11 protein-coding genes and 2 pseudogenes are annotated in these 15,193 nt (G+C 44.7%); 10 read left to right on the plus strand and 3 right to left on the minus strand.

Annotation, left to right across the window (positions count from 1 at the left end; translation table 11 throughout):
- The first annotated feature begins 152 nt into the window (after positions 1 to 152).
- On the plus strand, positions 153 to 371 hold the full coding sequence (locus CC97_RS02940; RefSeq protein ID WP_044973646.1) for an AbrB/MazE/SpoVT family DNA-binding domain-containing protein: 219 nt from the start codon (positions 153 to 155) through the stop codon (positions 369 to 371).
- On the plus strand, positions 368 to 1,528 hold the full coding sequence (locus CC97_RS02945; RefSeq protein ID WP_044973647.1) for a macrolide family glycosyltransferase: 1,161 nt from the start codon (positions 368 to 370) through the stop codon (positions 1,526 to 1,528). The genes CC97_RS02940 and CC97_RS02945 overlap by 4 nt, the downstream gene beginning before the upstream one ends.
- 163 nt (positions 1,529 to 1,691) lie before the next feature.
- On the opposite strand, the gene CC97_RS02950 is transcribed toward CC97_RS02945, so the two are convergent.
- Together CC97_RS02950 and CC97_RS02955 are read right to left on the minus strand one after the other, a co-directional pair.
- Complete coding sequence (locus CC97_RS02950; protein ID WP_044973648.1) at positions 1,692 to 1,898, minus strand: DUF1858 domain-containing protein; 207 nt, start codon at positions 1,896 to 1,898, stop codon at positions 1,692 to 1,694.
- Between the two features lie 229 nt (positions 1,899 to 2,127).
- Positions 2,128 to 2,400, minus strand: a complete 273-nt coding sequence (locus CC97_RS02955) for a zinc-ribbon domain containing protein (protein WP_044973649.1) — start codon at positions 2,398 to 2,400, stop codon at positions 2,128 to 2,130.
- Between the two features lie 840 nt (positions 2,401 to 3,240).
- Between CC97_RS02955 and ilvB the strand changes: the two are divergent.
- The 8 genes and pseudogenes from ilvB to CC97_RS02995 all read left to right on the plus strand — a co-directional run bounded on the left by ilvB (position 3,241) and on the right by CC97_RS02995 (position 14,015).
- Positions 3,241 to 4,912 (plus strand): annotated as a pseudogene (ilvB, locus tag CC97_RS02960) (biosynthetic-type acetolactate synthase large subunit).
- A gap of 4 nt (positions 4,913 to 4,916) precedes the next feature.
- Positions 4,917 to 5,417, plus strand: coding sequence for an acetolactate synthase small subunit (ilvN, locus tag CC97_RS02965; RefSeq protein ID WP_044973650.1), 501 nt, complete (start codon positions 4,917 to 4,919; stop codon positions 5,415 to 5,417).
- Positions 5,418 to 5,578: 161 nt separating this feature from the next.
- Positions 5,579 to 6,616, plus strand: a complete 1,038-nt coding sequence (gene ilvC, locus CC97_RS02970; RefSeq protein ID WP_044973651.1) for a ketol-acid reductoisomerase — start codon at positions 5,579 to 5,581, stop codon at positions 6,614 to 6,616.
- A gap of 175 nt (positions 6,617 to 6,791) precedes the next feature.
- Positions 6,792 to 8,456, plus strand: a complete 1,665-nt coding sequence (ilvD, locus tag CC97_RS02975; RefSeq protein WP_044973652.1) for a dihydroxy-acid dehydratase — start codon at positions 6,792 to 6,794, stop codon at positions 8,454 to 8,456.
- 73 nt (positions 8,457 to 8,529) lie between these two features.
- Positions 8,530 to 9,780 carry an ATP-binding protein gene (locus CC97_RS02980; RefSeq protein ID WP_242848105.1) on the plus strand — a complete coding sequence of 417 codons (1,251 nt, stop codon included), beginning with the start codon at positions 8,530 to 8,532 and terminating at the stop codon, positions 9,778 to 9,780.
- Positions 9,781 to 10,077: 297 nt separating this feature from the next.
- Positions 10,078 to 11,736 (plus strand): GGDEF domain-containing protein, encoded by a 1,659-nt coding sequence (locus tag CC97_RS02985; RefSeq protein ID WP_044973653.1) that lies wholly within the window; start codon positions 10,078 to 10,080, stop codon positions 11,734 to 11,736.
- A gap of 212 nt (positions 11,737 to 11,948) precedes the next feature.
- Positions 11,949 to 13,329, plus strand: a pseudogene (locus CC97_RS02990) (2-isopropylmalate synthase).
- Positions 13,330 to 13,331: 2 nt separating this feature from the next.
- On the plus strand, positions 13,332 to 14,015 hold the full coding sequence (locus CC97_RS02995) for a GntR family transcriptional regulator (protein WP_044973654.1): 684 nt from the start codon (positions 13,332 to 13,334) through the stop codon (positions 14,013 to 14,015).
- A 155-nt stretch (positions 14,016 to 14,170) separates the two neighbouring features.
- Here the strand turns inward: CC97_RS02995 and CC97_RS03000 are convergent, their stop codons facing one another.
- Positions 14,171 to 15,112 carry a serine hydrolase gene (locus tag CC97_RS03000; RefSeq protein ID WP_197021807.1) on the minus strand — a complete coding sequence of 314 codons (942 nt, stop codon included), beginning with the start codon at positions 15,110 to 15,112 and terminating at the stop codon, positions 14,171 to 14,173.
- Positions 15,113 to 15,193: the final 81 nt, after the last annotated feature.

A 15,193-nucleotide genomic window follows, 5' to 3' on the forward strand; every position in this document is an offset into this window, starting at 1 on the left:
ACTGTGATCATAGCTTTTTTAGTATACCATAATATGAAATATTAGTCAAACAAAACGTCGTTATTATCACACCTCTGTTCTTGACTGTTCTTGACTTTTGTCTGATTTCGTGGTATGATTTGTATAACAAATCATACTGTGAGGTGAACCATATGAAAACACCGAAAGGAAAATATGCATGGACAGCTACTGTAGGGGAAAAAGGCCAGATAGTGATCCCAAAACAGGCACGCGAAGTTTTCGGCATAAAGCCGGGAGACACTCTGCTTATACTCGGCGATGACGAACGTGGGATCGCTATTCCGCCGAAAGGCGCATTTTCAGAGCTGTTTGCAGCGACTTTTGATGAAAAGGACGGTGACGTAAAATGAAAATAGCCTGGTTCTGTGTTCCTGCTCACGGACACACCAATCCGACACTAGCACTGGTGAAAGAACTGACCGCAGCCGGACATGAGGTCTTCTATTTTTCATTTGAAATGTTTAAGGAAAAGATTGAAAACACCGGTGCAAAGTTTATAAGCTGTGACGGATATGATTTTGAAATGGAGGACAGGGAAAACGCCGACCGTGTCGGCAAGGACAAAGCGTTTGCCACGGAACTTCTTGTTTCCTCCACACTTGCTCTCGATGAAATGACCTCGGAAAAGATAACGGAGATAAAACCGGATCTCATCGTATCTGACTCCATTGCATTCTGGGGCAAGCTGGTCGCCCTGAAACACGGAATACCTTATGTTTCTTCCACTACCACATTCGCTTTCAACAGATACTCGGCAAAGTACATGAAGGAATCTCCGCTTGATATAATAAAAATGCTGTTTGCAATGCCAAAGATAAACCGGCAGCTCGCCCGTCTCAGAGAAAAAGGATATCCCGTAAAAAGTCTTCTGGAAATAGTTCAGAATGACAACGATACAAACACCATCGTTTACACCTCAAAGTACTTTCAGCCGCGTTCCGAAACATTTTCTGACAGGTATCATTTTATCGGCCCTTCCATGCGTCCTGTAAAGGAACCTTTCCCCAAAAAAGCTGATAAAACAGTATTTGTCTCAATGGGAACCGTAAACCGGAACGAAGAATTTTACAGGAACTGCATAAACGCTCTCGGAAAGACAAGCTGGCAGGTGATCATTTCGCTGGGTCATAACAGCGAGCATTTTGAAAATGTACCGGACAATATCGAAATATATGACTTTGTCGATCAGATGGCCGTACTGTCAGTTGCTGACGCATTCATCACCCACTGCGGCATGAATTCCACCTCCGAAGCCCTGTACTACAAAGTCCCGCTTGTTCTCTTCCCTCAGACACCTGAACAGGGTGCGGTAGCAAAAAGAACAGAAGAACTCGGCGCCGGAATACGTTTAAAATCAGTATCGGAAGAAGATATACTCACCTCGCTGAAAACCATTTTAAACGATCCGGAGTACAAAAACAATGCCTTAAAAATATCGGAAAGCTTCCACACCTGCGGTGGACCAAAAGAAGCCGTCGCTTTCCTCGAAAGCTTAAGGAAACGCTGATTTATTCATAAATCAGCGTGGGGGTTCGGGGCGAAGCCGGATTTCCGATTTAATCAATGTTTCCTTAAAAAAATAACGCTGAACTAAAAACAGGCATAACCAGCTGACGTAAATAAATACGCCGGCCGGTTATGCCTGATTTATTTTAAATATTCAGTTAAAATCAAAGTGCTGCAATGATGTTGTTGATCTTGTTTTCGATTTCTGAAGCGTCAACTCCGTGAACCATACATGCATCAGCGAGTGATTCGCCTCTTGCTGACGGGCAGCCAAGACAGTGCATTCCAATTTCCATAAGAACAGGTGCACACTGCGGGCACTTATCAAGAATATCGCCTATTATCATATCTTTTGTTACTTTAAAATCCATGTTAATTCCTCCGTTACTGAATGCTGTACAACTCCGGTGCATCTTCCGTACAAACGTCAGATCTCCGGCTGAATACTTACATTGAATATCATACCATATTGATATGAAAAAAACAAGTGGTGTTCTGAGAATTTAATGAAAAAAAGTGCACACCCGAAACGAGTCTGCACTTCTTAGTTTGTATCGATCTATATTCCGAAAAATACTTACCGTTCTGAAAAATCAGAAATTAAGCATTCTTCTTTGCGAAACATTCGCTGCAAAGAACCGGACGATCCTCTCTAGGCTTGAACGGTACTCTTGCTTCGCCGCCGCATTCAGCACATACTGCTGTAAAGAGTTCTCTTTCGCTCTTTGAAGAAGCCTTTCTTGCGCTGCGGCAAGCCTTGCATCTCTGTGGTTCATTTTCAAAACCTTTTTCAGCGTAGAACTCCTGTTCGCCTGCAGTGAATACGAATTCAGCACCGCAATCCTTACAAACTAATGTCTTGTCTTCAAACATTTCAATTACCTCACTATAGTGAATTTTTTTAGACCACGAGCGGATTTTCACCGCCACCTTTTGATAAACAACGCTCTGGAATTAAGCTACTGGGCCATATATCCAAGTTAGTTTTAAACTAACTAACTGATAAAAATAAATGGTCTGCTCTCCAAACTGATCTGGAGCCTTTGTCGCACCCTGTGCCGCTGTTTGTTTAATCAAAGCTTTGCTGTGAGGGAAAAATAATATGTGACAAGTCCAATGTCCGTAAGTGGAGCCCCTTCCGGTTTATATCCTCCGATGCCCTAATATCATTAAGAAAAATATACTATTAAAAAAATAATCAGTTGCCGCGTCTTAAAAAATGATCGGATATTATTCAGATCAATTTCCGGATAAAATAACCATCGCAAAAATCTGTATGCAATCCTTGTTACATAAGAGTTTGCTATGTTGTTAATTATAACTGTACAAATATAGTTTGTCAAGCGAATTTTATGATTTTTTCATGAATCGGGGTGCAAAATGTCAATTTCAATATACGAAGCGACCATTATTTGTTTATAATTCACACACAATTTATTTTATATATTTGAAAGCGGATTTTTTTATTTTCATAACTTTAGCTGGAAAATAAATTTTTCGTTTACTATAGATGTTGAAATCAGTAATCTGTTATGGTATAATTATTTTTATAGACTTTATTTCCGGGGAAACGCTGATTTATTCATAAATCAGCGCGGGGCTCCGGGGCGAAGCCCCGCAAATCCCGACTCGGGAAATCCGGCGAAGCCGGATTTCCGGTTTAATCATTGTTTCCCTGGTAAAGTATATTTTTTGAAAGGAATTCACACGCTTATGAAATTATCAGGTTCACAGATCATTATTGAAGTTCTGATCGAGCAGGGCTGTGACTGTATTTTCGGATATCCGGGCGGACAGGTCATAAACATCTATGACGCTCTCTACGAGTATCAGGACCGTATCAAACACGTCCTTACTGCCCACGAGCAGGGTGCTTCACACGCTGCCGACGGATATGCACGTTCAACAGGCAAAACAGGTGTATGTCTTGCAACATCAGGTCCGGGAGCAACAAATCTCGTCACAGGTATAGCAACCGCTTACCTTGACTCAGTCCCTATGGTGGCAATCACGGGTAACGTCCCATGCTCACTTCTCGGCAGAGACAGCTTCCAGGAAGTCGATATCTGTGGAATCACTCTTCCGATAACAAAGCATAACTATATAGTAAAGAACATTGAAGATCTTGCCGACACGCTCAGAGAAGCTTTTCTCATCGCACGTTCAGGCAGACCAGGTCCTGTTCTTGTTGACATTCCGAAAAATGTTCAGGTCGCAGTTACCGAGTTTACAAACAAGCCGGTCGCTTCTCCTCTTCCGGTTCCGGAAGCTGATGAAACCCTGCTTGCTGAAGCTGCAAAGCTTATCGCTGAAAGCAAAAAGCCGTACATCTACGCAGGCGGCGGTGCTATTTCAGGCAACGCAGGCAAAGAGATCGAAAAGCTTGCTGAACTTACCGACGCATACATCGGATGCAGCATGATGGGTATTTCTGCTGTACCGTTCAATAACCCGCGCTTCCTCGGAATGCAGGGCATGCACGGTCACTACGCATCCTCAATGGCTCAGGCTGAAGCAGACCTCGTTATCTGTGCAGGTGCACGTTTCAGTGACAGAGCAACAGGCAAAAAGGATGTATACACAAGAAACTGCCGTATAATCCACATCGACATCGACGCTGCCGAGATCGACAAGAACATCACTTCCGATGTCGGCATTACTGGTGATATAAAATCAACACTCGCAAAGCTCATTTCCATGGTAGGCAAAAAGAGCAATCCTGAGTGGAAGGCACAGGTTGAAAAGTTTAAGGCTGAAGAAGCTGCTTCACTTACAAAGTCAGACAAGATGACTCCTTATGACATTGTTGACACTGTAAATGAAAAGATGCCTGAAAACGCTGTTATCGTCACAGACGTTGGTCAGCATCAGATGTGGGGTTGCTCAGCGTTACCGTTTCTCACAGCCGAGAAAGTTCATTTCAAGCGGCGGTCTCGGAACAATGGGATTTGGCCTTGGTGCTGCCATCGGTTCATATGAAGGCACAAAAGATCCCGTTGTTCTTTTCACAGGTGACGGAAGCTTCGGCATGAACCTTAACGAACTCGCAACTGCTGTTTCATTTGACATTCCTGTTATCGTAGTTGTTATGAACAACCACGTACTCGGCATGGTAAAGCAGTGGCAGACACTCTTCTTCGATAAACACTACTCAAATACAATACTCGACAAGCGCCAGACAAAGTTCACAAAAATAGCTGAAGCATTCGGTGCTCTCGGCTTCTCAGCCACAACTACCGAAGAACTTTCAAAAGCTCTTGATGAAGCCATCGCTTCAAAGCGTCCGTGCGTTATCGACTGCGCAGTAGATGAGAATGAATTCGTTCTCCCTATGCTCCCTCCTGGCGGATGCATCGACAATATCATCACACACATAGGAGGCTGATCTTATGGGAAAACACATTTTCAGCATACTCGTTACCAACAAGCCGGGTGTTATGACAAGAGTCTCAAGCATGTTCACAAGACGCGGCTTCAACATTGACACACTTACAGTGGGCGAAACTGAATCACCTGAATTCTCAAGGATCACAGTTTCCATGATCGGCGACGACTACGCAAAGGATCAGGTAGTCAAGCAGCTCAGCAAGCTCCACGACGTAAAGCAGGTACAGGTGATGGAACGCGATGACACAGTTACACGCGAACTTCTCCTTGTCAAGGTAAAGAACGATTCCTCAACAAGACAGGACGTACTTGCCGCAGTTGACGTATTCCGTTCAAAGATCGTTGACTACTCCCCTGATGCTCTCTGTATCGAGATCACAGGCGAAACCACCAAACTCAATGCTTTTATTGAGCTCGTAAAACCTTTCGGTATTATGGAGATATGCCGTACAGGTATCGTAGCTCTTGAAAGAGGCAGCCACTGTCTCAGATCATCAGACTGAAGACTGCCAGGATAAACTATAAGGAAACGCTGACTTATTCTTAAATCAGCGCGGGGGCCGGGGCGAAGCCCCGCAAATCCCACCTCCGGAAATCCGGCAAAGCCTGATTTCCGGTTTAATCAGTGTTTCCATAAATTATTAATTATAAAGGAGTCCTTACAATGGAAAATTCAGCAAAGGTTTATTATCAGGAAGACTGTGATCTTTCACTTCTCTACGGAAAGACTATCGCTGTTATCGGTTACGGCAGCCAGGGTCACGCACACGCACTCAACGCCAAGGAATCACTTGGTGACAAGGCTCGTGTTATCATCGGCCTTTACGAAGGAAGCAAGTCATGGGACAAGGCTGTAAAGCAGGGATTTGAAGTATTCACAGCTGCTGAAGCTGCAAAGCAGGCTGACATCATCATGATCCTCATCAATGATGAAAAGCAGGCCGGCATGTACAAGAAGGATATCGAACCAAACCTCAAGGCAGGCGATATGCTCATGTTCGCTCACGGTTTTGCTATCCACTTCGGTCAGATTGTTCCTCCGGCAGACGTTGACGTAACAATGATCGCTCCTAAGGGACCTGGACACACAGTAAGATCTGAATACCAGGCTGGCAAGGGTGTTCCTTGTCTCGTTGCTGTTGCTCAGGATGCTACAGGCAAGGCTAAGGATATGGCTCTTGCTTACGGTCTCGCAATCGGCGGTGCAAGAGCTGGTGTTCTTGAAACAACATTCAGAACAGAAACAGAAACAGACCTCTTCGGTGAACAGGCTGTTCTCTGCGGCGGTCTTTGCGCACTCATGCAGGCTGGTTTTGAAACACTTGTTGAAGCTGGTTACGACCCGAGAAACGCTTACTTTGAGTGTATCCACGAAGTGAAGCTCATCGTTGACCTTATTTACCAGAGCGGTTTCGCTGGTATGAGATACTCTATTTCAAACACAGCTGAATACGGTGACTACATCACAGGTCCTAAGATCATCACAGAGGAAACAAAGAAGACAATGAAGCAGATCCTCAAGAACATCCAGGACGGCTCATTTGCTAAGGAATTCCTCCTCGACATGTCACCAGCCGGCGGCCAGGCTCACTTCAGAGCTATGAGAAAGCTTGCTTCTGAACATCCATCAGAAAAGGTCGGCGAAGAGATCAGAAAGCTCTACAGCTGGAACAGCGAAGAAGACAAGTTCATCAACAACTGATCATCTTCTTTAATAAAGCACTGATAAAAGAGGTGGGATCTGCGGGGCTTCGCCCCGTACCCCCAACGCTGATTTATAAATAAACCAGCGTTTCCTCTATTTCCATAAAATCAAATACAGCCCCGTCCCTCAGAGGGAGGGGGCTGTTTCAGTATACTGAAAGGCGGTCATTTTAATGGATCACAATTATTTCTGCGACGGAGTTGAATGGGCTCCTGCACGTTCCCTTTTCAATGCTCTCGGCATGACAAAGGAAGAAATGGAACGTCCGCTCGTTGGTATCGTTTCATCATACAATGAGATCGTTCCTGGTCATATGAATATCGACAAGATAGTTGAAGCTGTCAAGACCGGTGTTTCAATGGCCGGCGGAACTCCTGTCGTTTTCCCTGCCATAGCTGTATGTGACGGTATCGCAATGGGTCACAAGGGCATGAAGTACTCACTGGTAACAAGAGACCTCATCGCTGACTCAACAGAATGCATGGCTCTTGCACATCACTTCGACGCACTTGTTATGATACCTAACTGTGACAAGAATGTACCGGGACTTCTCATGGCTGCTGCCAGGGTAAACGTTCCTACAGTTTTCGTAAGCGGCGGTCCTATGCTTGCAGGTCACGTAAATGGAAAGAAGACTTCACTTTCAAGCATGTTCGAGGCAGTAGGTGCCTACACAGCCGGAAAGATCACAATGGAAGACGTTGAGGAATTCGAAAACAAGGCTTGTCCGACCTGCGGTTCATGTTCAGGCATGTACACAGCCAACTCGATGAACTGCCTTACTGAAGTTCTCGGCATGGGACTCAGAGGCAACGGTACTATTCCTGCTGTTTATTCCGAAAGAATCAAGCTTGCCAAGAAAGCCGGCATGGCTGTAATGGACCTTCTTAAGAAGAATATCCGTCCTCGTGACATCATGACAGAAAAGGCATTCTACAATGCACTTACAGCAGATATGGCTATCGGCTGCTCAACAAACAGTATGCTCCACCTCCCTGCTATCGCAAATGAATGCGGTATCACCATCAACCTTGACATGGCTAACGAGATCAGCGCAAAGACTCCGAACATCTGTCATCTCGCTCCGGCAGGTCACGCTTACATGGAAGATCTCGACGAGGCAGGCGGTGTTTACGCTGTACTTAACGAACTGAACAAGAAGGGTCTTATCAACACAGACGTAATGACATGTACAGGAAAGACTCTCGGTGAAAACATTGCCGGTGTGGTAAACAAAAATCCTGATATCATCAGACCGATAGACAACCCGTACTCACAGACAGGCGGCATTGCAGTTCTCCGCGGAAACCTCGCTCCTGACGGATGCGTAGTAAAGAGAAGCGCCGTTGCTCCTGAAATGCTCGTTCACAGCGGTCCTGCAAGAGTGTTCAACTCTGAGGAAGACGCAATCGAAGCTATCCGCGGCGGTAAGATCAAAGCCGGTGACGTTGTTGTTATCCGTTACGAAGGTCCTGCAGGCGGTCCTGGTATGAGAGAAATGCTCTCACCTACTTCAGCTATCGCCGGTATGGGTCTTGACAAGGACGTTGCCCTCATCACTGACGGACGTTTCAGCGGTGCCACAAGAGGCGCTGCTATCGGACACGTATCTCCTGAAGCTGTAAGCGGAGGTAACATCGCTTACGTTGAAGACGGCGACATCATCTCGATCAACATTCCTGAGTACAGCATCACTCTTGAAATACCTGATGACGAACTTGAAAAGAGACGTGCAAATACAAAGATATTAAAGAAGGAAAACATCACAGGTTATGCAAGAAGATATGCCGCAATGGTTTCTTCAGCTGACAAGGGTGCTATAATCAATAAGTTTTGATCGCTGATGCGGTAAATCCCCACCCCCCTGCCCCCCTCCCGGAGGGAGGGGGGATTCCTGAGACCATCTCTCTTTGAGAGGTGGTCTGTCATTAATCATACTAAGAAAGAGGCGCTTTAAAATAAAAAGCTCTTTAAAACAGCTCTGGTACAAGCTTAATTCACTTGTAATTTTCAGAGATATAATGAACTGCCGGACCATGCAGAGTCTGAGCAGACTTCTTAAATGCGTAAGTCATGAAGAAACACCGACTGAGGATTCAATCCTCGCATACGCCGACTTCGTTTCCGACCTCTACCGTCACCACAACGACCTCGGCACATATGTTCTCACACTTGTTTTCGAGGACGAAAACATCTGCATGATAAAGAAAGGCAAGAACGAAGAGATCAGTGAAAAGATGCTCTCCTGCCTTCAGAATGAACTTTCTGCTCTCGAAGAAATCTCACAGATATCTTCAGATGAGGTAAAGGCTCTTATCGACTACGACGGATTCCTTCCGGACTGGGACAATACGGCTTATGATTTCAGGGCAGAATACAGTACACGAATAGACAACGTTGATAAATTCGGCTACGGCATCTATGCGAAGTACTACATGTTCATCGTTAAGGACGGAAATATCGTTCCTGTCAAGCATCCGGATGAAGTCAAGCTTTCACAGCTTATCGGATATGAGGTCCAGCGCAAGATGATAATCGACAATACTCTTGCCCTTCTCAGAGGAAAACCAGCATCAAACGTTCTTCTCACAGGTGATGCCGGTACGGGTAAATCCTCATCTGTAAAGGCTATTGCCAATGAATACAGAAATGAAGGACTCAGGATCATCGAGATCAGAAAGGATCAGCTTTGCGATATTCCGACTGTTATCGACAGCCTCAGCAGCAATCCGCTTAAGTTCATCCTGTTTATCGATGACTTGAGTTTCGAATCGGACGATGACAATTTCGGTGCACTGAAGGCAATACTGGAAGGTTCCGTTTCCGCACGTACACAAAACATCGCCATCTACGCAACAAGCAACAGAAGACACCTTGTAAAGGAAAACTTCTCGGACAGAAACGGTGACGATGTACACAGAAACGACACCGTTCAGCAGCTCATCTCACTTTCTGAACGTTTTGGTCTGAAGATCTCGTTCTCAAAGCCATTAAAGGACGAATACCTGAAGATCGTTGCCGGACTTGCGGCTCAGAACGGTCTCACAATTCCGGAAGAAAAACTCTTCGCCGAAGCCGAACAGTTCGCCCTCGCCAAGAGCGGCCGCTCCGCCCGTGCAGCAAAGCAGTTCATCGATAAGATGATTGCGGAAAATACATAAGTGTATAAGCCTTCGGCGTACTTTACGCAAAACCGTCACCTCAATCAGGTGACGGTTTTTTTCGTTTACTATATTATATGTAATGTATAATTTTTTAGAATAAAACTATTGATAATACGGACAATATGCTGTATAATAATAGAAAGTATTATCTAAGGAAACACTGATTAAATCGGAAATCCGACTTCGCCGGATTTCCGAAGGTGGGATTTACGGGGCTTCGCCCTGCCCCCCCACGCTGATTTTTGAATAGATCTGTGTTTTCATAATACATTTATGATATGAGGTATTAGATTAATGGAAAAAAGATCTTTAAATAAAAGAATACTGCTCATTACGGATATTCTTATGCCTTTTCTTGCGGTTGCTCTGGTACTCTTAGCATATTTTATCTTCTCGCCTCCGAGCAGTCACGTGCTCAAACCATCGATTGACATGATGACAGGATGGATAAGCGAAGACGGTAAGGAATATTCACTTTATGATCTTCCGGCAGGTGATAAGGTGCTTACGCGGAACATAAGCAGTATTGATAAATATAATCAGAGCTTATGCCTGAAAACCGATGACACCTGGATCGAAATTGAATTTGACGGTCAGACAGCATACCGGTATGCACCTGAACAGGCTCCAGCCTACGGGGCATCATACGGATTATATATCCACATGGTATCAATTCCGTATGACGCAAATGAGATAACGCTTAAACTTCACCCTATTTACGACGGAAGACTACCGGTCGTGTCATCAGTCTGTATTGAGGAATCATCTGTTTTCATCGCAGATATTTATCACCAGGGATCCTTCTGCTTCTTAATTTGCATGATCATGTTTGCTTTCGGCATAGTAATGTTTATAATGGGATTTACTTCCCGCGAGCTCAACGCGACAAAAATGCTGAATTTCTTCGCACTCGGATCTTTTTCAATGCTGGTGGCAATGTGGTCAGCCAATGACACTTATCTGCTTCAGACATATACCAACCATCCGGAATGTGTGAAGATGCTTGCATATATCAGTCTGGTATTTATTCCATATCCACCGGTATCATTTCTGGCAAGTGCCACACACAACAGAAATTCAAAGTTTCAGCCTGTTCTGGCAGTGATGGTCGCTGTTGATCTCGCAGCCAATATCGTACTTTCGTCGTCAGGTATAGCTGATCCTCACAGCCTGCTTTACCTTTCACATATTAACATTGCCGCTTCGATGATCATGGTCATCAACCTTATTGTAACTGCAATAAAGAAAAAAAAGACAAGTGCAATATTTGTCCGTATGACACTTATAGGTATGACTGCTGCGATAATCGGTGTTGCGACAGATATGGCGCGCTACTGGATGAACCGGGACAGCGGCGAAAGCGCAAGTACATTTACTCAGCTTGGTGTTCTTATATTTATCTTCTCAGAGGGCGTATACCTTATCAGAGAACGAGGCAGACTTGCAGTTGAACGCAAGCGTGCTGAGCTCATGGAGAAAATGGCATACACAGACGGTCTTACAGAACTGGCAAACCGTGCGGCATTTCACGAAAAGGAAAAAAATATCCGCAAAAACAAAATGCCGTGCGTTATCGTCCAGCTTGACATAAACTTTCTGAAAACTGTAAATGACGTTTACGGTCATGCAGAAGGCGACAGACATATTATCGCGGCCGCAAACTGCATCAAAGAAGGATTTTCAGGTAAAGGCATATGCTTCCGTACCGGCGGCGACGAATTTGTTGTTATTGCAGACTACGCAGAAGATAAAGCCATAGATGAAATGATCGAAACAATGACTTCATCTGCTGAAGATTACAACGAAAAGGAAAAACCACCGATTCCGCTTGCAATTGCCTACGGATATGCTCCATACGATCCGGAAAAAGATGACTTTGATGATGTCGAAAAAATCGCCGACCAGCGTATGTACGAAAACAAAAAGACAATGAAAGCTGAAAGGGAAATATAAAAAAATACTGATACAGTAAATATTTACGGCTTATTTATGATATAGGGGGAAATATATGCAGTGACACCTCATCCGGGGTGTCACTATTTTTTTCATTGTTTTTTATTTGTCCTGTTCAGGGTATTGACAAGCATCCTGTATAGATGTATAATTGTATACAATAACACAATCATACAGAAATACATCAGGAGGAAAAGGTTATGAACCACACTATGCCGAACATCAGTCTCAGCAAACGCACGAATCTGCTTGACTTTGACACTTACGAATATGAAATGCAGGAAGTTGACCGTCCTGAACTCTTCCGTGAAATGTTCCCTTATTCGGAAGTTCCGAAAGTTGCTTTCAACTACCGTCATGTACCTATGAACATGCCGGAGGAAATATATATCACTGATACTTCATTCCGTGACGGTCAGCAGTCCCGTGCGCCTTATACCTCTGCGCAGATCGTAGATCTTTATAAAATGCTGCATCGTCTCGGCGGTAAAAAACGGTATCATAAGACAGACTGAGTTTTTCGTTTATTCAAAGAGCGACCGTGATGCACTCGAACAGTGCATGGCTCTCGGATATGAATTCCCTGAGATCACGACATGGATAAGAGCAAGCAAAAAGGATTTTGAGCTTGTTAAAAACATCGGCATAAAGGAAACAGGCGTCCTTGTCTCCTGCTCTGACTATCATATCTTCAATAAGATGGGACTCGACAGAAGAAAGGCCCTCGACAAATATCTCGGCGTCGTAAAGGAATGCATCGAAGCCGGACTGAAGCCAAGATGCCATTTTGAAGATATCACACGTGCAGATTTCTACGGATTTGTAGTTCCGTTTGCGATCGAACTCCGCAAGCTTTCCGAAGAAAGCGGAGTGCCGGTAAAAATACGTGCCTGTGACACAATGGGATACGGTATTCCGTATCCGGGTGCGGCACTTCCGCGAAGTGTATCCGGCATCATCTACGGATTACAGCACTACGCAGGTTTTTCAAGCGATATGCTCGAATGGCACGGACACAACGATTTCTACAAGGGTGTAGCCAATGCATCTGCTGCATGGCTCTACGGTGCCGGTGCCGTAAACTGCTCTCTGCTCGGCATTGGTGAACGAACAGGAAATGTTCCGCTCGAAGCAATGGTGTTTGAATATGCTTCACTCAAAGGAACACTGAACGGAATGGACACTTCAGTTATCACCGAGATCGCTGACTACATCGTAAACGAAACACATTACGATCTGCCGTCCATGACTCCTTTTGTGGGAAGAAACTTCAACATCACCCGTGCCGGCATACACGCTGACGGACTTATGAAGGACGAGGAGATCTACAACATCTTCGACACAACTGCACTTCTTAACAGACCGCCGCTCGTATCAGTAAGCGCATCTTCAGGACTTGCAGGTATCGCCTGCTGGATCAACAACTATTACAGGCTCTCAGGAGAAAAACGCATCGACAAGAAAAATCCTGCTGTAGCAAAAATGAAGGAATGGATCGACAGAGAATATGAAGGCGGACGTGTAACTGTGATCAGCGACGATGAGCTTGTATCACTCGTAAATCAGTATCTGCCTGAACTGAAGGAGAGATAATTATGCTGCTGGAAACAGATGACCGTTCACTGCGTATAAGGGTTTTCAACGCAATAGAAAACGCCATCCTTGACGGCGAGTACAAAGACGGCGACAGTCTCAACGAACTGAAACTTTCAAAGGAACTCGGAGTCAGCAGAACTCCGGTACGTGAAGCGCTTATGCAGCTTGAACTTGAAGGACTTGTAAGAAATGTTCCGAACAAGGGTGCTGTTGTTATCGGCGTGACAGAACAGGACATTCACGACATCTATGAGATACGCATTCGTATTGAGGGACTTGCCGCCCGCCTCTGCGCTGAAAATATCACAGATGATGAGCTGCGCGCCCTTGAACAGATAGTTGATCTTCAGGAGTTTTATCTTCTTAAGAATGACACTGAACAGATATGGAAGCTCGACGGTGACTTTCACAAGATAATCTACGATGCATCACGCAGCCGTCCGCTGCGATTCACGCTCTCAAACTTCCACAACTACATAAAAAAAGCCCGCGACATTTCCGTGCAGACGGAAGGCAGGGCTGAAAAAACAGTTGCGGAACACCGCGCAATACTTGACGCCATAAAAGATCATAACGGCGGTCTGGCAGAAAAACTGACTGCAGAACATATCTCAAATGCCGAGGATAATCTGTTTGAAAACGCAATGAAAGAATCAGAAAACAGCAGCTTAACAGAAGAATAATCAAAAACAGGTACATCGACCCGTAATGAGAAGATGTACCTGTTTTTTGAGTTATATTAAGAATACACTGATTAAATCAGAAATACGGCTTCGCCGTATTTCCGGGAAGAAGATTACGGGGCCCGCCCTGTGCACCGCACTGATTTATGAACACATCAGTTTTTAAATATAAGCATTTTCATAATATGCAGATGATCAAGAATGTTTATACAGCCGTCGCGGTTGACATCAGCAGTTTCCGGTTCCGGAAAGCTTATGCTTTTGCGCATTAAAAGATATTTACCAAGCAGAACAAGATCTTCGGAACTCACATTTCCGTCTGCGTTTATATCACCATATACCGGAAGTGTCGCCTTATATTCCTTCACAATGTTTTCTGCTAATCCTGCAGCTTTGCTTACAAAATCCGCATCGATAAAGTCTTCATCTGTATAGGTTCCGTGAGATGCCTTCGTAAAGACTGTAAAAATATACGGAACATCACCGGAAACGTAAGAACATTCATGATACACATACTGAAACTGTCCGTATTTGGCTGCGACATCATTTTTACCATCTGAAAGAACTGATCTGGAAACAATATCTGTCGAACCGCACAGGGCATCCCAGGCGGTTTTCCATGCCTCACCGTCCTTTGCGTGAAGCGCCATTTCTTTCATGGAATCATACATATAAAGAGCAGTAATATCCGGCCATCTCGGTGAAGGAGTTCCGAGTCTGACATCGTATCCCCAATCTTCCATCATGCTGTTGAATCCTTCTGTTCCGAAATAGTAAACAAGAACATCATACGCAACATTATCTGAATATCTGAGCATGTAGTCGAGAAGATCGCGAATGGTGTATTCCGTACCATCCTCGCCGTGCCTGATAATACCTGTCCCCTTGTGCCACCAGTCCGAAGTGTAGACAAAAGTATCGTCAAGCGATCTCTTTCCGGCCGACAGTTCCTGACAGACAAACACTGCATACGGAAGTTTTATCAGACTTGCACTGAACAGAGGTTTGTCTGCATTATATGAATACAGCTCCTCCCCGTCCAGTGTACGAATGTGCACTTCGCAGAAATTCTCATAATTTCTCACAAATTCATCCATATCAGAAACGGCATCCGCCGAAACCCTGTCCGGCACTGAAAAGATACCTGAAACAAAGAGAATTAACGCCAATAAAAACGA

Source organism: Ruminococcus sp. HUN007 (assembly GCF_000712055.1).
Classification (GTDB): domain Bacteria; phylum Bacillota; class Clostridia; order Oscillospirales; family Ruminococcaceae; genus HUN007.

Bases quoted from the DNA above. Each gene is read 5' to 3' on its own strand.
- CC97_RS02940 (WP_044973646.1), top strand. From the start codon at position 153: ATGAAAACACCGAAAGGAAAATATGCATGGACAGCTACTGTAGGGGAA.
- CC97_RS02945 (WP_044973647.1), top strand. From the start codon at position 368: ATGAAAATAGCCTGGTTCTGTGTTCCTGCTCACGGACACACCAATCCG.
- CC97_RS02950 (WP_044973648.1), bottom strand. From the start codon at position 1,898: ATGGATTTTAAAGTAACAAAAGATATGATAATAGGCGATATTCTTGAT.
- CC97_RS02955 (WP_044973649.1), bottom strand. From the start codon at position 2,400: ATGTTTGAAGACAAGACATTAGTTTGTAAGGATTGCGGTGCTGAATTC.
- ilvN (WP_044973650.1), top strand. From the start codon at position 4,917: ATGGGAAAACACATTTTCAGCATACTCGTTACCAACAAGCCGGGTGTT.
- ilvC (WP_044973651.1), top strand. From the start codon at position 5,579: ATGGAAAATTCAGCAAAGGTTTATTATCAGGAAGACTGTGATCTTTCA.
- ilvD (WP_044973652.1), top strand. From the start codon at position 6,792: ATGGATCACAATTATTTCTGCGACGGAGTTGAATGGGCTCCTGCACGT.
- CC97_RS02985 (WP_044973653.1), top strand. From the start codon at position 10,078: ATGGAAAAAAGATCTTTAAATAAAAGAATACTGCTCATTACGGATATT.
- CC97_RS02995 (WP_044973654.1), top strand. From the start codon at position 13,332: ATGCTGCTGGAAACAGATGACCGTTCACTGCGTATAAGGGTTTTCAAC.
- CC97_RS03000 (WP_197021807.1), bottom strand. From the start codon at position 15,112: ATGGATGAATTTGTGAGAAATTATGAGAATTTCTGCGAAGTGCACATT.